Origin of the sequence: Asticcacaulis sp. DW145, from assembly GCF_037101385.1 — a bacterium.
GTDB lineage: Bacteria > Pseudomonadota > Alphaproteobacteria > Caulobacterales > Caulobacteraceae > Asticcacaulis > Asticcacaulis currens.
The window spans coordinates 253,262-272,244 of sequence record NZ_AP029025.1 but is presented as its reverse complement, the minus strand read 5'-3'; the positions used below and the strand labels follow the sequence as shown (position 1 = coordinate 272,244).

General features: G+C 60.6%; 18 protein-coding genes. 10 read left to right on the top strand and 8 right to left on the bottom strand.

Annotated features, from left to right (window positions below; genetic code table 11):
• Positions 1-102: 102 nt before the first annotated feature.
• The 6 genes from AACH73_RS12405 to AACH73_RS12380 all read right to left on the bottom strand — a co-directional run bounded on the left by AACH73_RS12405 (position 103) and on the right by AACH73_RS12380 (position 5,987).
• The gene (locus AACH73_RS12405; RefSeq protein ID WP_338736128.1) at positions 103-678 is read right to left on the bottom strand and encodes a lytic transglycosylase domain-containing protein; all 576 of its coding nucleotides are present in this window, start codon (positions 676-678) and stop codon (positions 103-105) included.
• On the bottom strand, positions 675-1,145 hold the full coding sequence (locus AACH73_RS12400) for a S26 family signal peptidase (protein ID WP_338736127.1): 471 nt from the start codon (positions 1,143-1,145) through the stop codon (positions 675-677). The genes AACH73_RS12405 and AACH73_RS12400 overlap by 4 nt, the downstream gene beginning before the upstream one ends.
• Before the next feature lie 56 nt (positions 1,146-1,201).
• Positions 1,202-1,438: a helix-turn-helix domain-containing protein gene (locus tag AACH73_RS12395; RefSeq protein WP_338736126.1), complete on the bottom strand. Its 237-nt coding sequence runs from the start codon at positions 1,436-1,438 to the stop codon at positions 1,202-1,204.
• Between the two features lie 256 nt (positions 1,439-1,694).
• A complete protein-coding gene (locus tag AACH73_RS12390) occupies positions 1,695-2,885 on the bottom strand; it encodes a DUF932 domain-containing protein (RefSeq protein ID WP_338736125.1) in 1,191 nt (396 codons plus the stop codon).
• Between the two features lie 428 nt (positions 2,886-3,313).
• Positions 3,314-3,622 (bottom strand): DUF736 domain-containing protein, encoded by a 309-nt coding sequence (locus tag AACH73_RS12385; protein ID WP_298325465.1) that lies wholly within the window; start codon positions 3,620-3,622, stop codon positions 3,314-3,316.
• A gap of 313 nt (positions 3,623-3,935) precedes the next feature.
• Positions 3,936-5,987 (bottom strand): ParB N-terminal domain-containing protein, encoded by a 2,052-nt coding sequence (locus tag AACH73_RS12380; protein ID WP_338736124.1) that lies wholly within the window; start codon positions 5,985-5,987, stop codon positions 3,936-3,938.
• A gap of 325 nt (positions 5,988-6,312) precedes the next feature.
• On the opposite strand from AACH73_RS12380, the gene AACH73_RS12375 reads away from it, so the two are divergent.
• The 7 genes from AACH73_RS12375 (at position 6,313) to AACH73_RS12345 (ending at position 10,696) form a co-directional block, all read left to right on the top strand.
• Complete coding sequence (locus AACH73_RS12375; protein ID WP_338736123.1) at positions 6,313-6,642, top strand: hypothetical protein; 330 nt, start codon at positions 6,313-6,315, stop codon at positions 6,640-6,642.
• A 173-nt stretch (positions 6,643-6,815) separates the two neighbouring features.
• Positions 6,816-7,424: a GntR family transcriptional regulator gene (locus AACH73_RS12370; RefSeq protein WP_338736122.1), complete on the top strand. Its 609-nt coding sequence runs from the start codon at positions 6,816-6,818 to the stop codon at positions 7,422-7,424.
• A gap of 142 nt (positions 7,425-7,566) precedes the next feature.
• Positions 7,567-7,707 carry a hypothetical protein gene (locus AACH73_RS12365; RefSeq protein ID WP_338736121.1) on the top strand — a complete coding sequence of 47 codons (141 nt, stop codon included), beginning with the start codon at positions 7,567-7,569 and terminating at the stop codon, positions 7,705-7,707.
• A 70-nt stretch (positions 7,708-7,777) separates the two neighbouring features.
• Positions 7,778-7,930, top strand: a complete 153-nt coding sequence (locus AACH73_RS12360) for a hypothetical protein (protein WP_298325482.1) — start codon at positions 7,778-7,780, stop codon at positions 7,928-7,930.
• Between the two features lie 74 nt (positions 7,931-8,004).
• Positions 8,005-8,157, top strand: coding sequence for a hypothetical protein (locus tag AACH73_RS12355; protein ID WP_298325485.1), 153 nt, complete (start codon positions 8,005-8,007; stop codon positions 8,155-8,157).
• 11 nt (positions 8,158-8,168) lie between these two features.
• Complete coding sequence (locus AACH73_RS12350; RefSeq protein WP_338736120.1) at positions 8,169-8,942, top strand: lasso peptide biosynthesis B2 protein; 774 nt, start codon at positions 8,169-8,171, stop codon at positions 8,940-8,942.
• Between the two features lie 2 nt (positions 8,943-8,944).
• Complete coding sequence (locus AACH73_RS12345) at positions 8,945-10,696, top strand: asparagine synthetase B family protein (protein WP_338736119.1); 1,752 nt, start codon at positions 8,945-8,947, stop codon at positions 10,694-10,696.
• Between the two features lie 53 nt (positions 10,697-10,749).
• Here AACH73_RS12345 and AACH73_RS12340 read toward each other — a convergent pair whose 3' ends face one another.
• Together AACH73_RS12340 and AACH73_RS12335 are read right to left on the bottom strand one after the other, a co-directional pair.
• Entirely contained in the window at positions 10,750-12,900 is a 2,151-nt protein-coding gene (locus AACH73_RS12340) for an Atxe2 family lasso peptide isopeptidase (RefSeq protein ID WP_338736118.1), read from the bottom strand.
• Between the two features lies 1 nt (position 12,901).
• Positions 12,902-15,460, bottom strand: a complete 2,559-nt coding sequence (locus AACH73_RS12335) for a TonB-dependent receptor (RefSeq protein ID WP_338736117.1) — start codon at positions 15,458-15,460, stop codon at positions 12,902-12,904.
• A gap of 292 nt (positions 15,461-15,752) precedes the next feature.
• Between AACH73_RS12335 and hxsB the strand changes: the two genes are divergently transcribed.
• The 3 genes from hxsB to AACH73_RS12320 are packed head-to-tail and all read left to right on the top strand — an operon-like array spanning position 15,753 to position 18,968.
• A complete protein-coding gene (gene hxsB, locus AACH73_RS12330) occupies positions 15,753-17,195 on the top strand; it encodes a His-Xaa-Ser system radical SAM maturase HxsB (RefSeq protein WP_338736116.1) in 1,443 nt (480 codons plus the stop codon).
• Positions 17,192-18,331: a His-Xaa-Ser system radical SAM maturase HxsC gene (hxsC, locus tag AACH73_RS12325; RefSeq protein WP_338736115.1), complete on the top strand. Its 1,140-nt coding sequence runs from the start codon at positions 17,192-17,194 to the stop codon at positions 18,329-18,331. Before hxsB ends, hxsC begins: the two co-directional genes overlap by 4 nt.
• Positions 18,318-18,968 carry a peptidoglycan-binding domain-containing protein gene (locus tag AACH73_RS12320; protein WP_338736114.1) on the top strand — a complete coding sequence of 217 codons (651 nt, stop codon included), beginning with the start codon at positions 18,318-18,320 and terminating at the stop codon, positions 18,966-18,968. Before hxsC ends, AACH73_RS12320 begins: the two co-directional genes overlap by 14 nt.
• Positions 18,969-18,983 lie beyond the last annotated feature (15 nt).

The window sequence follows — 18,983 nt, the reverse complement described above, 5'->3', positions numbered from 1 at the left end:
ATTTCCGATGTGCAGACAAAGGCTTACCGTCGCGGAGAGACGGTCTTTTATCTTGCCCGTCGCCCTCCCGTCCCTCGCCGAACCTCGTCCGATCTCGCCACCTCACGGTTTTGGGCGCCCCTCACCTTCGGCGGTGCGTTTGATCGCAAACAGGCCTGAATCGGACGGGGTCAGGGACGGAATTTCGGGCCTCGGAGATTGGTCTTCAGGCACAAGCTTTTTGAGGTAGGCGCGCGTTTCGGCGGGTAGGGTTTCACCCTTCAGGCTGGCCGCATAGCGCGCGGGCCCGGCATTATAGGCCGCAAACAGTCCGGGATAACCGAACCGATCGAACATGGCGCGCAGATAGGCCGTGCCGGCCAGAATATTGTCGCGCGGGTCATCGGGATCGGCTCCGAGGTTATGAGCCACGCGCATATCTGACCACGTTCCCGGCATCAGTTGCATGAGGCCCATCGCGCCGACCTTTGAGCGGATGGGCTGATTGTTCAGATGGGTCTGCCCGCCGCTTTCCGCCTGCATGACGCGATAAATCCAGTCCTCGGGCACGCCAAACCGCTGCGAGGCTTCGCGCACGGGTTCGGCCCAACGCGCCAGCGCGGACGCGGTCTGAGCGTGGCTCTCTCCCGCCGACAAAAGGACGCCCAGCGCGCTGAGGAGCGGTTTCCAGCGGATCATAGGGGGCGCGCCTTTCCGATCACGTGATCTCGACTGACCGGCCCAAAATAGCGGCTGTCAAAGGAGTCCGGCGCGGCCGTGTTGAGAAGAAACACCTCGTCTGCACGCAGACGCCGACAGCCTTGCCACCAAGGCAGGGACCGGTTCAGGTTGTCTCGCAGACGCCGCACTGCGACCGGCTTTCCATTGATACGAATGTCAGCGTCTATGGCACAGACTGCGTCCCCGGCACGGGCCGCCACGTGTTTGAGAACTGGAACGGTTGCGGGCACATACCGCCTTGCACCCGCGAGGTCCCGTGCGGCTTTAGGCAGGCGCGCCACCACCAGATCACCCATCTGCACTTGCCGGACCGGAGAGGCGATATAAAATCCGATGGGCACACTGGAACTGGCATTATAGATCAGCCAAGGCAGCGTCGGGGTGCGCGTGGAAAGACCCAAAGCGATCAAGGCCGCAGCGCTCATTCCAGCGATAAGCCCTCGTCTGCGGCGTGACCTTGTCGGACTCTTAGGGGCCCCCATCACACCCGCGCCTCGATATGCCCGTCGGTCTGGCCTGAGGCGCGCGACCACCCATCGATGTCGTCGATATGGTAGCGAACATAACGCCCATGACGGCGATAGACGGGTCCCTGTCCTTCGGCACGAAACTTTTCCAGCGTGCGGCGTGACAGGCCCATATAGTGGGCGGCCTGATCGGTATTGAGAAAGGGGCTGCCTTTTTTGGCGCTGGCAGCACGCGCGTTTTCATCGGACACAGGGTCGTTTCCTTGCGAGAAAAGAACAAAACCACAGCGGTTTCGGGCGCAAGCATGTGGTCGGTTAACCCACATCGGGAGTGTCGAAATCCCCTCCCCGCCGATCCGACTCCCCTGTCTCCACGTGTGCCCCAACGCACCCTATCGACCTCGCGAGCCATGCCGCAGGCATGGCGAGCCGCGGCCTCCGATACCACCGAGACCCACCTAAAAAAGGGAGGCCGCGCGGCCAGTGAGACCACACGGCGGGGATGCGTCAGAGGACAGCGGCCATCAGTTTTCGGGCCTTGGTTTCGAGGTCGAGACGCGCGTCCTGATGCGGTTTTGAACGCGCCAGAGCGGTCAGACCTTGCACAAAATCGAAGACGCTTTCGGGCTTTTTGCCCTCTTCATTGAGCACGGTTTCGATGATTTTCGCGGTCTCGGGCTTGGAGAAGCCGCGCTTTTTCAGGAACTCTTCACGGTCTTCTTCGGTCCTCGCGACGACGGTTTCACGCGCGGCCTTAATGCCTTCAATGAAGGCCGAGGGCGAGGAATTGGCGAATTTAGTCAGGGCGGGAGCGGCCTCCCACGCAAAGCGGCTCGCGGCATTTTTGCTGTGACGAATGGTGATTTCCTGAAAGTTTTCGACGCCCCAGAGATTGCGGTTCTGGCACACGGCGCGCAGATAAAAGGAGGCAATCCCGAGCGTTTTTGAGCCCACTTCGGAGTTCCACGCATAGAAGCCCCGGAAATAAAGATCAGGCTCGCCATTGGGCAGACGCCCGGCTTCGATGGGGTGGGTGTCGTCCACTAGGAAGAGAAACACGTCGCGATCTGAGGCGTAAAGGGTCGTCGTGTCCTTCGTCACATCGACAAAGGGATTGTGGGTCATGGTGCCCCAGTCGAGCACCCCGGGGACCTTCCAGCGCGTATCGCCAAGCCCATTTCCGGCAATCTTTTGCACGGCCTGCACCAGTTCATAATCCCAGATGCGGCCATAGTCCGGCCCCGTGACGGCGCGCAATTCAAGCCCGCCCGTGTCGGTTTCGAGCGTCTTGATAAGTTCGGCGCGGTGGTTGAGCAGACCATGCTGCAGGTTGATGGCCGCAAGCGGGGCCGGGAGCTGGCGCAGATAGCCGGACGGTGCGCCGACCAGTCCGCACAACTGACCAAATGACCAGTGTGTGGGGGCCGTCGGGGTATCGCGGCCGGGGCAGACCAGCCGCAGACTCTCAAGGTCGTCACGCTCGGCAATGACGCGTACCGAGTCAGAGGCGACGGTGCGCACATGGGCGGTGTCGCGGCGCTGGCGGGTATGGGCAAAGAGGTCATCGAGACTTAAAAACCGCTGATCATCAGGCCGTGAAAACCACTGACCGGAGACGCGGCTATTGACGGTGCCGCGATAGGGATTGACCTTGAAGGCCTCGGTTACGGGGGCGGAAATAGGGGTATCGTTCATCATGGAAAAGTCTCCTTTGGGCTTGGGTTGCAGCGCCTTTACCGCGCTGAAACCCTGCCCCTCGGCGAGAGCGGGGTCGCAACGGTCAGGGGCGATGGCGGCGGTGGGGGATCACCCAACCTGCACGCCGGCGTAAGCCAAGGAAGGTTGGGGAAACCGCCGTCATCGGGACCGAAGGGACACCCCCTTGACCGGCGCGAGGGCGGAGCCCTTAGCCCTTTTCCAGGATGCTCCCCTCACGCGCTTGTGTGTGGCCGGGGGGCGCGCCTTCCGTTAGCGTCAGTCTCGTCACCGGGCTCATCCCCCCCCCTCGATTCCGGTGACGCGAGCGGCTCCGGGGACCGGGGCCGCTCCCTCCTCCCCTTTTTTGGCAGCACAAAAAGGCCCCGCCGCGTGTGCGGCGAGGCCGATTGAGACCGGATGGGGGGCGGTTACTGGCTGCGCGGACGCGACCAGAGGAGGTTGAAGGTGTCGGGGTCTTCGCCTTCGAACAGGCTCGCATAGATCGGATGGGGGAAGGACGGATCATCGAGCTTGATCGAGATGTAGGCGCGGCTGTTTTCGGCGGTGCGTTTCCAGCCCGCGCCGACTTCGGCGGCGCCACTGTAGATGCGGTAGTCAGGGGCGTTTTCAGAGCCGCCTTCGGTTTCGACCAGACGCGCTTTGAAGTTCAGCGAGACGGTCTTGATGGTGCCGGTAAAGCCGGTGTCGGATTTTACAAACGTGCCGATGATAGACATAGGGGTGTACCTTTCTGTGGTCGGGGCCGCGCCAATCGCGACCGCGATGGGGTCGCTGCGAACGGGGCCGGACCGCGCGCACCCGCAGGGCCGAAGGACGGGCGGCGGGGCGCTTTTTTGCCTCGCGATGCAAAGCGCGAAGCGCGGCGGAAAAAAGCCCCCAAAGCCTGTTGCGCGCCTAAGGTCCGGTTGCGTTCAGACCTCCATCGTCGCGGTCGCCCTTGCGTCGGCCCGTCCCGAAAGGCGCATCCCGTGCCCCCTCAGAGATGGGCGAAACTGAAAACCGGGACCGCTGACGCGGCCCCGGTCATACCTACTCCGCCGCTTCGGGCAGGTCGGGCTTTGCCTCCGAGGGCGGCAAGGCCACAAGCCCTTGCGCTGCGTCTTCCGGCGCGGCAGGGGTGCGCAGGCAGGCGGGCAGCCAGCCCGTGCCCTGCACCAGTTGCTCGGCGGCTTCGGCCATCTCGGGCTTTTTCAGCTTGTGAAGGCGGTTGGCGGCCTCATCGCCCACGGCTTCGCGCACGGCGGCGAGGATTTGCCCCTTGGTCACGCGGCTGAAATAGCTGCGCGCCGTAGGTGTCCAGTGGTCGGTCATGTTCAGACGCAGGTCGCGCGCCATCCTCAGCGAGGCCACATAGGGGGCGGCAGGCATATAGGCCTGACGCACGGCAAAGACCGTCAGGGCCGTGCAATGGGCCATCAACGACCCGAGGGTTTCGGGGCTGAGCGTCAGAAGATGGGTCCACAGATCGGCGGGGTTGTCGGGCAGACCTGCCGCCCATGCCTCGTGACGGGCAGAGAGCGCGGCAGCGGTTGGGGTGTCGTCGAGGCCTTCTGCGAAGCTCTCAATCGAGACGCTGCGCGCGGTGATGTCGAGACAGGTGACGCTGCGCTGCCGATAGAAGGTGTCGAGGGCCAGCTTATGGACGAGAAAGCGGGCGGCGAGTTCCGGCTGTTCGGCCAGCGTATAGCGGAGCGCCAGCGTCCAGTGGGTGGTCAGGTCCCGTAACAGAAGATCAGAAAGGGGCCCGGTTTCGCACGCGTCCTCGGTATCCTCAGTGTGCGGCTCTGCCCCTTCGCCTTCACCTTCACCCTCCCCGTCTTCCGACGCATCCTCCGGGTGAGCGGCAAGGTCTTCGGTTTCGTCAGCGGGGGTATCGGGTTCGGGCAGTTCGTCTTCCGGGCGGATCAGCCCGCGATGAATGGCCGCGCCACCGTCGCTCAGCAGGGTGACGAAGACACCGCCGCGCGCGATATCTTGCGGATCATAGGCGTCCTGAGGGGCTTCGAGGGCGGCGATCTCCGCTTCGAGGACGCCTGCGGCCTGATCGATTTCGTCGGGCAGTTCGTCGGCCCCTTCAAACGGGGCTAACAGGTCTTCGAGCGCCTGTTGCTTCGCCTGCAGTTGCTCTGCGGCCTCAGGTGACAGGGGCACGGTTTGCGGGTAGACGCGCCCCCAACCGTGCGCATAGGGGTAATCGAGCGCGGCAGCGGACCATTTCCAGCCTTCGGCGGTCTGGGTTTCGGTGGCGAGCGCCGTCAGGCGGTCGAGGACCAGCTGGTCGAGCAGGCCCGCATCGGTAAAATAGCCGCCGCCTTCTTCGGTAAAGAGGTCGCGGGCGATGACGCCGCCTGCGGCTTCATAAGCGTCTGCGCCTATAAAGCGGGCGCGGCGATCCTGCGCGGGGACCTGCCCTTCGGTGAGCAGGCGGCGGATATGGTAGGGATCGGCATAACTGCCCTTGAGGCGGTCAAAGACGGCCTCTTGGCGGGCGTGATCGGCATTGACGGTGTAGGCCATGAGTTGCGTCAGGGTGAGTTTTTCGTCGCGCAGAGCCTGTAGGAGGATGGGCGAGACCGCACCGAGACGCAGACGTTGTTTGACGACGTGCTCCGAGACGCCGAAACGGGCCGCGATATCGGCAGCGTCCATACCCCGATCGATATTGAGGGCACGGAAGGCTTCATACTGATCGGCGGGGGTCATGGCCTCGCGGGTGACGTTTTCGTCCAGACTGACCTCGTGGGCGTCGTCGCTGTCGCGGATGACGCAAGGGACGAGGGTATCGCGGGGGATTTCGGCGTCCTTGGCGCGGGCAATCTGGGCAAGCCTGCGCCCCTCGCCTGCGGTGACGTAGTAGAAGCCGGTTTCGGCCCCGGCCTCATCCACTTCGGGCTTGACGATGAGGTTTTGCAGGAGGCCCTTGGCGGCGATACTGGCGCGAAGCGCGGCCAGAGCGGCGGCGCTGTGCGGGGTTTTGCGGGCATTGTCGGGAGATTTGAGGAGCCGATCCAGAGGGATCAGGGTCTGAACCCCGGACGGCACAACGGCGGCAGACGTCAATTTTAAAGCAGATTTAGACATAGTCCGTTCCTTTTCAAGCTTGGGTTTCAGCGGGCAAAAGGCCGCGCTGAAACCCTGCCCGTCGGCGAGACCGGGGTAGCAACGGTCAGGGCCGTTCTGGCGGAGGGGTATCGCCCGGCTGCACGGACGTGGCGTCGTGCCGCCGGGGCTCAGGTGAGCGAAGGAAGACGGGGAGACCGCCAGAAGGGTTCTTGACCGGCGCGAGGGCGGCGCCCTTAGCCCTTAAAGGTGCCCATCACGCACAAAACAGCGGGCCGCACCTCTGGATTGAACGCCTCTGGCATTCGTGTCATTGTGACGGGGCCCTGACCCTGAGAGCGTTGCCATGACTGACGTCCCGCCTCTGTCCCCGCACGGCTCGTTAGGCGAGGAGGCCGAGGTGACGGTGGCGACCGAGCGCCTGTTTTGCGAGGTGGTGAACGGGATGCAGAATCCGCTGTTGTCACGGCAGATGGCGCGGATGAATGAGATCATGCGACAGGTCCGGCCCTATGAGGCGGCGCTGATACCGGATCGGGCGCAGGAGCTGGACGCTTTAGCCAGGGCTTGGGCGGATCGGGACATGGCGCGGCTGGAGACCCTGCTGCAGGCCTATTTTGACCGACGAAAGGCGCTCGTGCCGCAACTCGTGAACCTAATCAACCACCCCCATTAGCGGCTTAAACGGCCTCGACGTCGTTTTATGACATATTGATGACGGGGCCCGCTTCCACTACCATGCCGCGCAAGAGGGGTTGCCGGACGTCTGATGATGTCGGATCGATCTGACGGCAGCGAGCGACCGGAGGCCCCCATTTTCAGCCTCGCGCGTGTGAAGGGAGCGGGCGCATGTCCGTACAGGACTCTGTTGTAGAGACGCTCTATCTGGAGGTGAAGCGCGAGCTGCTCTCCGGCCGCATTCTGCCGGGAGAGCGCCTCAACATCAAAGCCCTGTGCGAGCAACACCATGTCAGCAAGTCGCCGATCCGCAATATTCTCAACCGGTTGGTCGGAGAGGGCCTTCTGGCCGCTCAGGCCCATGATGGGTTTTACCGGCCGCGGGTGACGGTTCAGTCGCTGCGTGAGCTTTATAACTGGGAGCAGGACATTGTGCTTCTGGCGATCCGCGACGGTGGCCTGCCGCCCGCACCGCCAGAGCTGCCGCTTGAGCCCCTCACAGAGGAAAGCATTGAAGGCGTTCTTTCGCTGATTGCGGAGGGCAGCGGCAACACGGTGTACCGGGCCGCACTGGCCAATGTGTCGGCGCACCTGAGCGCTATTCGCCGCACCGCGCCCTCCCAGGCATTCACCCTTGAACCGGAGATTGCGGGCCTGCTTGAAGCCTTAAAAGAGACCAATCCCGATGCGCTGCGCAGGCGCCTGAAACGCTACTATCATCGACGCCTGTCGAAACTGTCGGACATTGTGGCCGACGCCTATCGGGGCCGGTCGCAATAGCCTCTCCGACCCGGCACGCCCGCCACGTGCTGAACATTCGGGGTATCCCGGAAGTATCCCTGCCAGAACACTCGCCTCAAGGGCGTAATTTTGAGTTGGCCATGATCCCCATGGCTTTTCTAACTCAAACCTACAGGAGTGTATGATGACCAAGCGTTCGATCACCCCGGGCCTCATTGCCCTTGGCACGGCCAGCCGGCAGACGAAAGGCGAAAGCCTTTATGAGAAGCCGGACGCCGGGCAGGTCCAGAAGCGCAATCAGATCGGCCCTTCGGTCGACTAAGCGCGCCGGGCGCTGGGACGATCCATCGCCACGGCGCCTCCCTTTAACCTTCCAATCTCTGGAGTTTTCCATGTCCAAACATGTGAAACCGCAGGTCTGTCTGACCGCTGGTGCGCTCTCCCTCGGCCGCGCCAGTCGCCAAACCCGGGGGCAGAGCCTGTTCCCGGCACCTGATGCGGGACAGGTCCAGTGCCGCGACCACCTCGGTCCATCGGCCGACTAAACCTCCGCGGGCCCAGCGGCGCACCCGTCGTCGCCGGGCTTATCCCTCTTCCTCTCGCCCTAGTGGAGACTATCATGTTCAAGCCATCAAAGCCCGTTGCCAGCCAAAAGGCAGGCCTGCTCACAATGGGTCGCGCCAGCCGCGTAACCCAGGGTGAAGCCCCCTTCCCGGCGCCGGATGCCGGTCAAACTCAGATGCGTGCGACGCCCTGGCCGTCCGCCGACTGAGATCAGGAGGCGTGGTCACCGAGACCACGCCTTCTTCCTACGCGCCTCGCCTGAATCATCGAACCCGTGATCGGGGTCCTGACGCTTCGCTTTTCAACGGTACAAAGCCCATGGGACTGGTTTTTCCCTCACACGTACACGCGTGTCTTGCCAACGATCAGGTGGTGTTTCTCGACGAACGGGCGGACACGTATTCGGCCCTGTCACCCGATCTGCTTTCCCCCTTTAAACGCCTGCTGGCCGGCACCGCCACAGACGAGGACGCCGAGGCCGTCGCAGGCCCCCTCTTGCCTACTGGTCTGCTAACCCGAACAGCGGCCACTGGGGATAGGCTGGCGCTGGCGAACATTGATCGACCGACTGTGGGGCGCGCCGATGAACCCACGCGACTGACCTTCTCCAGCGACCTCGTAAAGGCCCTCTTTGCACGCTGGGAATGGTCGTTTCGCGCGCAATGGCAAAGACCAGACGGTTATTTTCCGGTCTTGCGTCGGAAAAAAGCCAACCTCATCAGACGGCTGAAAACCTCGCCCCCTCTGGAGGCGGCTGTGGCCCATGCTAAACCCATGCTCGATACGCGGTGGCTTCTGCCGACGCACGATAAATGCCTACCGTGGTCGATGGCTATGACGCGTTATCTCATGAACCGGGACATACCCGTCGATCTGATAATTGGTGTCAAAACGAAGCCCTTTGGAGCCCACGCCTGGGTCCAGTACCGGGGCACTGTTCTCAGCGATGTCTTCGACGAAGTCAGGCCCTTCACACCCATAGTTTTGATATGACAATGGCCCCGCGATTTATCGGCCTCGTTTCCGACGATGGTGACGCCCATGCCCATCTCCGCGACCGATTGAAGGGGGGACAATGGCAATGCGTGTGCGCCAGTAAGCGCTTGTCCGTATTTACTAATGGTGCCGACGTCGGGCTGCCACTGGCTGATCAATCAGGGGCGGTCGCCGGTCACCTCTTCAACCGACCTGACTTTCAGGTGGTGACGACACTCGCCAATCCGTTTTCCCAAGAGATCGTTGAGACTCAGGGTCGGTTGCTGGTCACAGCCTGCTGGGGCGGATACGTCGCTTTTGTCACTGACGCTGACGGACACACGATCCATGTCTTGCGCGATCCCTCTGGCGCGATGCCGTGCGTCTACACCCATAGTCGGCAGGACTGGATCTTCGCATCAGATATAACGGCGCTTTCGCTTGCCTCCCAACAGAGCCCGACGGTCGATACGGCGGCCCTGGCACGGTTCTTAATGTCTTATGACCTGAGAGACGCTCGGACCTGTCTGAGCGGAATCGAGGAATTGCTGGCGGGGTTTCGACTGAGCGTCGGGGCTCGCGGACAAGGTCTCACCGCTATCTGGTCACCGTGGGACTTTGTTGAACCCTTGTCCGAAACCTCTCCCGAGGACCTCGCGTCAGACCTTCGCACCGTCGTTTTGGCCTGTGTGAATGCCTGGGCCGGGCGTTTCGCTCACACCCTCCTGTCCGTGTCGGGCGGGCTCGATTCATCCATTCTGACCGCCTGCCTCAAAACGGGTGGCCATAGGGCGAGCTACCTCACCCTCGCCACCAATGAGGCGGTTGGAGACGAACGCGCCTATGCCCGCGTCCTCGCAGCGCATTTGAAGGTCGAGATCACGGAAGCCCAATACGATATGACCGATATCGACGTGACCCGCTCCAGCGCTTCTCATCTCCCGCGCCCGGTTCAGTACGCCTATGGCCAGGGCGAACATGCCGCAAAGTTGCGGATCGTTCGAGAGAGAGGCATAGACGCTCTGATGACAGGCATTGGGGGTGACAATGTTTTTTGCAGCATGCATTCTGGCACCCCACTGGTTGACAGCGCGTACGCGCGGGGGCTGAGGACCGAAAGCCTCGGAACACTCATGGACATCTGCGCCCTGACAGGTGCCAGTGTCTGGGAGATTGGAGGCCTGGCCATCGAGAAGGCGCTCGCAGGCAACCGTCCCTATCGCTGGCTATACGACGACTCTTTTCTGCATCCCGACGTCGTCGCCCAGGCAGACCGGATCAGCGGCCACCCGTGGCTCACGCCGCCGAAGGGGGCCTTGCCCGGCAAGGCTGCGCATATCGTCAAACTCGTCCGCATTCAGGGAACGATTGACGGGTTTTCACGTGACGACACGCCGCCGCAGATAAATCCATTGCTGTCGCAGCCCATTGTCGAGGCTTGTCTACGGATACCCACCTGGGAATGGGTCCGCGGCGGACGTGACCGGAGTATCGCGCGGCTGGCGTTCGCGGGTGATCTACCGGCGGAGATTGTTCAACGGCGATCAAAGGGCGGTCCCGATAGCTTTGCCTTCGACATTATAGACCGGAACCGCCGCGTACTCTGTGATCGGCTCGTCAACGGCGAACTCCGTCGCCTGCGGCTTATCGACCCCGTCGCCATCCACGACGCCCTGGATCCGGAGCGCGCCATCGATCCCATGCAATACCTGCGCCTGTCGGGACTAGCCGAAGCCGAAGCCTGGGTACGACATTGGGGCACGAAACCCTGAGAAAAGGCGGCCCCATTTCTGAACACACGAAATGGGACCGCAACGAGCGTCGGCTACTGCCCCGGAGATGCGCTCGTCTTTGCCGCCGAAGCCGCCGCCGTCAAGGCGCGCCAACGACGATATTGATCCGCTTTTGACGGCGTGTCGTCTTCCAAGCCCATAAGCCAGAACCGCAGCCAATCGACGTTACGCCTATATATGGCCGCGCGATGGGCGGGTTGAATTTTGACGTGGAATTCATCCGGGTAGACGACAAGCTCGATGGGCGTGCCCGCATCTTTCAAGGCACTGTAAGCGGTCAAAGCTCCCAGATACTCCCGGTCGGGCATCTGCAACAGGATCGGCGTCTTCACCTGATCGACGTTGTAGAGCAAAGCTGCCGGTTTCCAGAACGCCTCGGCGCGGTCACCGGCCGCGGGATAACCCATCTTGCGAAACCACTGGGCGTTGGAGGGACTGTTCAGGGTTATCATGCCCGTGATGTCCTCGCAGCAGGAGCTTAAGATGGCAGCCGCAAAGCGAGGCCCATGGATAAGCGCGAACTGCGCGGTAGACGCGCCGTCACTTAGACCGGTGATCCCTATCCGGTCGGGATGCACTACGCCCATATTGATGACCCGTTGCAGCCCCGTTTCGAGGGAGGACTGGACACTGCGTCTATCGGCCCAATCCTGAAATCCCGCGCGGTTGGCCTCGTCGGGTGATTTTACGCCAGCGACCCACCCCACATCCTGCGGCCGCTGGAAACTCAGAACCGCAAACCCCTGCTCTGCCAGAAGCCAGATAGGGTACTCATCCCCGGTCCCACCGCGCAGAAACCCGCGGGTGATGTACTGAACAATGACCAGAGGATGTCTGTCACCCGGTCGATGGTTGCGAGGCAGCACGAGATCGCTGTAGGTCGCAATACCTCGGTCATTTGTCCAACGCAGGCGCTGAACGCTGCCGAGGGCGATGGTTTGAAAGTCAGGATTGGGATCAAACAGCGGGGTCTTCTCGCCACTCTGAAGATCAATCGAGATCAGACGGCGCGGCTGCTTCGAGGCTTCATGGCCACATATCAGGCGATCGCTGACCAACTGGCAGCCAAAAAGAACGTCCTCCGTCTCCAGAATCTGTCTGGGTCTGGACTGATGGCGTGTCCATTCCAACAGCCGTGTCCGGCTATCCCCCGGGCGGCGTGAGAGAAACACGAGACGATTTTCATCCCGCCACCACAGGTCGGCGATCCCCGAACAGAGCGGATCGCCGCAGACATCGCTGACCCGCCCGGCACGCGTCACCTGAAGCTCTGTCGGTGACGTCAGTTCCTCCGGTCGCAAAGCCACAACCGATGCGGCCTGGTCGCTCCGAACCCGTGTCAACCGCGTGGCGCCTGTCCATGATGGCAGGTCCGGTGGCCGAAGTCTGGCCCTCTCTTCGGCTGACGCGGGTCGAACGGTCTTCGTCTGAAGCTCAATGACAAAGACCTCGCGCGCAATCGGCTCCTTGAGCTGAGGGAGGCTCCCCTCGCCCGGGACTAACGCGTCGTCGAGAATGTGGCCCTCACGCCCAGCAACCATGAGGTCCGCCTGCGCCTGCTTGAGAGTTGGACGACCTACAACCACAAGCGTCTGGCCGGCCTCTCCCCAGTCAAAACTCTCAGGGTCGAAGGGCAATTCGGCCGCCGGACCGGCTCGGCTTCCGTCCGAGCGAACGCGCCAGAGGCGGATCGTCCCGTTTTCTTTGCGCAGATAGGCGAGCCATTGTCCGTCCGGGGACCATTTCGGCGGGTCACTGACCAGCACGCCCGAAGGCACGGCGGCGAGCCCCCGCCCGCTGCTGGGCAAGGTGAGGTACTCTCCGCCTTTATCAATAACCACGGGCGATCCGTTTGGGTCCAAAGGCTGGACCACAATTGCGAAACAGTGCGCGTTTTGGCTTGGATCGGCGCGGCGCAGCTGGAGGGCTATGCGGTCCTGTTCAGGTGAGACGGTGAACAGCTTGTCCGGAATATTGGGATGGCCGGGCGGCCCAAAATCGCGCAGGCGCAGCAGATCATCGGCTACGATGCCGCGCGCGACCGCTGGCACCGACCCGGAACCCGTGGGCAGGAGGGAATCGCAGACATCCGCAAACGCTGCCCCGCTCCAGACCAAAGCGCTGCCGATCGTCAGAGCGGATATCCCCGCTCTGACGTTACAATGAGATAAGTTTTGGGACATGCTACCAAGCCTTGGTCACGGTCAGGCTGATTTGGCGGCCCATGGCCGAGGCGTTCGTGCTATCGAACGTGATGCCCTGGCCCACGAGCCCGGGGCTTTTGGCGTAAGGCGGGGCCTTATCGAAGAGATTGGACGCGGCCAGCGAGATTTTCAGGCCGGATGTGAGGGCCTGACCCCGCTCGAACACGTATCCGACATTGGCGTCGACCGTCGTCCACGAGGCAATGCGGTACTCAGGAAGAACGCCCGTGTCGCGCGACGCAGACACGTAATTGGCTATGGCGTTGACCGTCAAACCGCCACGTTGCCAGGACAAGCCCCCGCGCGCTTTAAAATCCGGCACGTTGAAAATGGTGCCCGACAATTCCTGCGACGGCACGGTCGAAATGGTCTGCTGCTCAAGCTTGACCCATGAGCCGTTGGCAAACAGATTCAGACGGCCCTCTGCCCAATCAAAGCCTTGGCGATAGGACACATCGACGCCGGAAACCGTTTGGGCCGCCGCATTTGTGTTCGCACTGCGAATAAAGGCAATCACGCCCGCAGGATCATAAGGACCCGATGCAAAATTGTAAAAGAGATCGGCCTCGGCCATAGCTGCATTTTGCTCAGCGACGGTGGGGTTATATTTTACAAACGGCGCATAGATGGGATCAGAGAGGATTGCGGTGATATTTGAGATCGGCACAACGACGCGGTCGGTGTAATCGATCTTGAACCAGGTGGCGCCTAGGGTAAGGCTGTCGATCTGAGCTGGCTGGTATTCTACGCCGAACGTCACTGACTCAGACCGTTCCGGTTTCAGGTCGGGGTTCCCCCCTTGCGTCATCAAAATGGTGCCGGTGGCGGGTCCCCCCACAAAGGCCGCGTCACGCAGGACCAGAGATTTGGCGTTGTACATCTGGAGGAAGGTCGGGGCCTTAAACGACTTGCCCCAGGTCGATCTGACAATGACACCCTCAACCGGGACATAGCGCAGGCCGACGCGCGGATTGCGGCTCTGGCCGAAGTCGCTGTAGTCCTCCACCCGGGCCGACAGATTGAGCTCAAGCGCATGCAGCCCGGTTCGGGTGTCTGATCGCGCGACGAGGGGCGCGTGCGCTTCGCCGTACAGGTAATCGACTGTGCGGGACCGGTCCTGATAGCCGGAGGTACCTGCATAGCCTCGGACGAAGGCCTCTTCACGCCGTCCTCCGCCCACAGCCACTTTCACGGGCCCGGACGGCAAAGAGAAAGCCACCCCATCAGCCGTTAACTCAAGAGAACGCAAGGTGTTTTTGGTGATGTTATTGAGGGTGATGCCAAAAGCCGGATAGCGGATGTAATTGCTGTTGCGGCTGCCCGAGGCCACGCCGGTCAGGTGCAGCTTCCAATCGCGCGGAAGTCTGGCATCGAACGTCACCGCCGTCGAATAGCTCGGTGTGGCAAACGCAATGACGGATTCTGGCGAGGTGCTCGAATACTGGACGGTGTAGTGCGTTTTGCGCTCATTGACGAGGCCATCGAAGGTCACCGAAAGATAGTCGTTGAAGGTGTGTCCGGCCCCAATGAACGCCGAGGCGCGCTTCATGTAGGGCATCAGAGAATAGGTCGGAGGCGCCGAAGCTGTGACCTCACGATCGGCTGCGGTAACTTCGCCTTGCCTTGACATCTCAAAACTCGCGAACAGGTATGAGTTCGAAGAATTGACCCCGCTTAAGAGCGACCAGGTCTGCTCTGATCCGCCCCCTTCGGCGGTCACGCCCACTCGCCCGCTGATTTCCGTACCGCTGTAATTACGGCGCAGAACGATGTTGGTGACACCGGCGACGGCATCTGATCCGTAGATGGCGGAGGCGCCATCGGTCACGACCTCTACTCGTTGTACGGCGCCCAGCGGCACGCCTGAGATGTCAGACGCCTGAAAATGACCATCGGCGGCCATGCGATGTCCGTTCAGTAGCACAAGGGTGGCATCTGAGCCGAGGCCGCGGAGATTGACGGTTGAGGCGCTGGAAAAGTTGGAGTTGTTCACATTGGTTGTGGCGGCGGCGATAACCCCCGGGTTCTGTCCGCCCGAAAAGTTCTCCGGCAAGGACCGCATAACGTCCCCGATCTGGGAGTAACCTGATTGCTCGATGTCCTTGCGTGTGACGGTGTGCACTGGCGAAGTGGGATTACCCCCTCGGATGTGGGTGCCGGTGACGATCACCTCCACCGCCTCGTCTCCCGCCCCTGCCAAAGGGCTTTTAACCACCCGAAGCGAGATGGTTTTCTCATCCTGTCGGGCCACTTCGAGGTTAGTACCGGCGAGGATCAGTTTCAGGGCTTCTTCGAGCGTATATTCGCCCTTGATTGCAGGCACCCGACCGACATCGGCAGCCTCATAAGGAAACAGGATTTGGAGGCCGGCCTGCTGAGCAAAATCGTTCAGGGCCTTGGCCGCACTCTCAGAAGGAATGTCGAGTTTGTACTTAGGTGCCTGCGCATAAGCAGGCGCAGCGCAAACGAGCGCGGCAGCCAACGCGATGGCCGCCAGAGAGACTGACGAGTGGTAGTTTCGGTTCGTGACAGATGTCATGTTTTTCCCCTAGCCCACGCCACAACAGGCGTGTCAGGCGATGGCGTCCTGTCACAAATCCGTCTCCTCACCTCCACATGGATTTTTACCGCTTTAGTGTCCCGTTACCATTACCGCATCATACGACAGTCGCGTTTGCGCCCATTCCAGACATTTTCAGCCAGCACTATATTTCGTCCCGTTAGCAGAAGTTCGAATCTCGCCTCGCTCCAATCGCTCCTTGCCGTTCAATCTTTTGGCGAATTTTACTTGACAACCCGCCCGCTTAAATCGCTCATAGGCTAGGGGCGAGATGAACAGGTACCTAGATCTTCACGACGCATACGGAACAACTCTGGTCTCGAACGACCTAGGGGAGTTTGCGTTATTGCCTCGTTCGGTGGCTGCGAGTGTGCGTAGCGGAGCGTTAAGCAGCTCCGATCCCAGATACTACGATCTTCTGGCAAAAGGTCTGATCGATCGTCCTGAACGTGGCGGCAAAGGCTTAGAGCAAACGGTCTTGCGTACCCGCAAAGCCCACATGTTAGAGGGCCCCTCCCTACATATCTTTGTGGTCACGTTGCGCTGCGACCATGCCTGTGCCTACTGTCAGGTTTCTCGTGCTGCCGTCGGTGCAACGGGCTTTGATATGTCGCACGCGGACGCCGATGCCGCCATCGACCGGGTATTTGAGTCTCCGGCCCAATCTTTGACGGTAGAATTTCAAGGCGGCGAGCCAACTCTTCGGTTCGACCTTATCCGCTATATTGTCAGTCGCGTAGTGGCACGAAATGCCATGGCGCGTCGGAACATACACTTTTCACTCGTCTCGACGCTCCATCATCTAAAGGATGATGATTTGGGTTTTTGTGCCGATCACGGCATCCATATTTCCACATCGATCGATGGCCCGCGGGACATCCACAATCGGTTTCGGCACAACCCTGGTGAGGACAGCTGGGAGCGTACGATCTCCCAATTAAAGCGAGTGCGCGCCGCCTTGGGACATGATGGTGTCGTCGCGATGCCAACGCTCACCCGCGCGGCTCTCGCCTCTCCTCATGCTTTGATCGACACCTATGTTGATCTGGAATTCAACTCAGTTTTTTTGCGACCGATAAGTCCGTACGGTTTTGCTCTAAAAACTCGACGCGCCATAGGCTATCCGATGTCGGAGTTCGTTAGCTTCTATGCAAAGGCCCTCGAATACCTGCTGACGCTGAATCGGACGGGCACGCAAATGGGTGAGACCTACTCAGCCGTATTACTAAGACACATCCTGACACCCTTCGGTTCCAACTATGTCGATTTGCGATCACCCGCCGGTGCAGGGCTCGGGGTTTTGGTCTACAACTATGACGGTCGGGTCTACCCCGCCGATGAGGCACGTATGGCTGCGGAAAGTGGCGACGCTCGCTTCGCATTGGGCCGCGTGCAGCAGCCGTTGGATGAGTTGATTAGTTCTTCAGCTATGCAATGGCTAATGACGGGGGCCGTTGCTGGCGATTTGCCGGGCTGCAACACGTGCGGCTTCCTACCATTCTGTGGCGCGGACCCGGTCTATCATGCGGCCGCACATGGCGATCCCGTGGGCGATCGAGAGACAAGTGAGTTTTGTCAAAAGCATACTGGCCTGTTCAGGATCCTTTTTGGTCACCTTCGCGATGCGGACCCGGAAAACATGCGCACACTACTGTCCTGGGCCTTTGGGCGGTCTCGTATGGATATAGTCGAACCGGGGTATATCGAAACATGAAACTCGGTGTCGCCAACCATACGCACGCCAAAGTTCAAGGCGTAGATGGCGTCCGCATCCTCAAACTGCTTGGGGAGCAGGATGACGCATGGTCTGGACAGGACTACTGGACCGCCCGACCAAGAGAAGATGGATGGATAGGCGGCACGGGCGATCAGATTTCGATTTCTTCTCCGCGCGACGCCGATGTCATAGCTGCTGGAGATGTGGTCCGATTACGTGAAAATAGCAGCCTAATTTCAGTCCTCTGGAGACGTGGCGCGCGCACCAATACCCTCTTCACGACTGAGCGTTGCAACAGCTTATGCCTGATGTGCTCTCAGCCACCGCGTGATGAAGATGACCGTTGGCGCGTATCGGAACTTCTGCAGACCATTCCTCTGATCGATTCGGATGAGCCTCAATTGGGTATTACGGGAGGAGAGCCCACTCTTCTGGGGCAGGGGTTGACGGAAATTCTCGAAGCCTGCCATCGGCACTTGCCGTTTACTGAACTGCACATCCTTACGAACGGTCGAAACTTCCGAAATCATGAGGCGGCGAAAGCTTGGGTCACCGCCGGTGGCCGGAAAGCCATGTGGGCCGTCCCTCTCTACGCAGATGTTCCAGAGATTCACGATACCGTGGTTGTGGCTCCGGGTGCGTTTGATGAAACACTAGACGGTTTGTTCGAACTGGCACGCTACGATGCCCGTGTCGAAATAAGGGTCGTCTTACATAAGATGACCATTCCACGCTTGCGTCAGCTGGTGGCCTTCATTTACCGGCGCCTCCCGTTCGTGGATCATGTCGCCTTAATGGGCCTTGAGCCGATGGGGTTTGCGAAAGCAAACCGGGATAAGCTTTGGATCGATCCGGTAGATTATTTACCAGAGCTACGGGACGCCGTTTTCTTCCTCGCCAATCGGGGCATGAACGTCTCGATTTATAATCTCTCGCTCTGTGTGCTGCCCAAACCCCTGTGGCAGTTCGCGCGACAGTCAATCTCAGAATGGAAAAACACCTTTCCATCAGACTGTTCGGGATGCGTGGTGAAAGAACACTGCTCCGGTTTTTTTGCCTCCGCAGGACCTAACTGGAAGAGCCGGCGTGTTGGGCCGCTTGGTTTGAAGGATCTGAACTATGAATTGGCGTGACAAGCTATTGTTACTGCTGGGCGCCAGCCCATTGTTCCAAACCGGCCAAGCCTTCGCGGCGGACGCGCCGACCATCCAGCGCTTGGATACAACGCCAGATGCGCAAAAGGACCTGCTGCTGTTCACCGATCCCGCCCAAAGAGATCGGCTAATGCTCCTTGCCGGTCATCGTTCGCACTCCAGTCACCGAAGCCATAGCAGCCATAGGAGTCATTATAGTGGCAGTAGCGGTCACTCCAGCCACTACAGCGGAACGGTATCGCCGCCCCCACCTCCCAAATCGACACCTGCACCGGCCCCAAGAGTGACGCCGGACACGACGACAACGCCTAAACCTCAAACCTCCCCTCAGAGCCTCTATTCACCGCCCTCCTCCACGGCTGGGTCTTCGAGTTCGTCTAGCAGCAGTCCGAGTCAAACGGTCGAAGCCAAGAAATTCACAAAGGATCAACTGTCAGATATCATTCAAAAGGTCCAAATAGCTTTGATTGTCAGAGGATTTGATCCCGGCCCAGTGAACGGCATCTACAACGACCAGACAAAAGCTGCGCTCGGACAGTTTCAAGCCGCCAACCATCTGCCTGTCACACAGATGATGGACTTGCAGACGCTGCGCCTATTGAATGTCGTTCAATGACATCATCCTCACTAC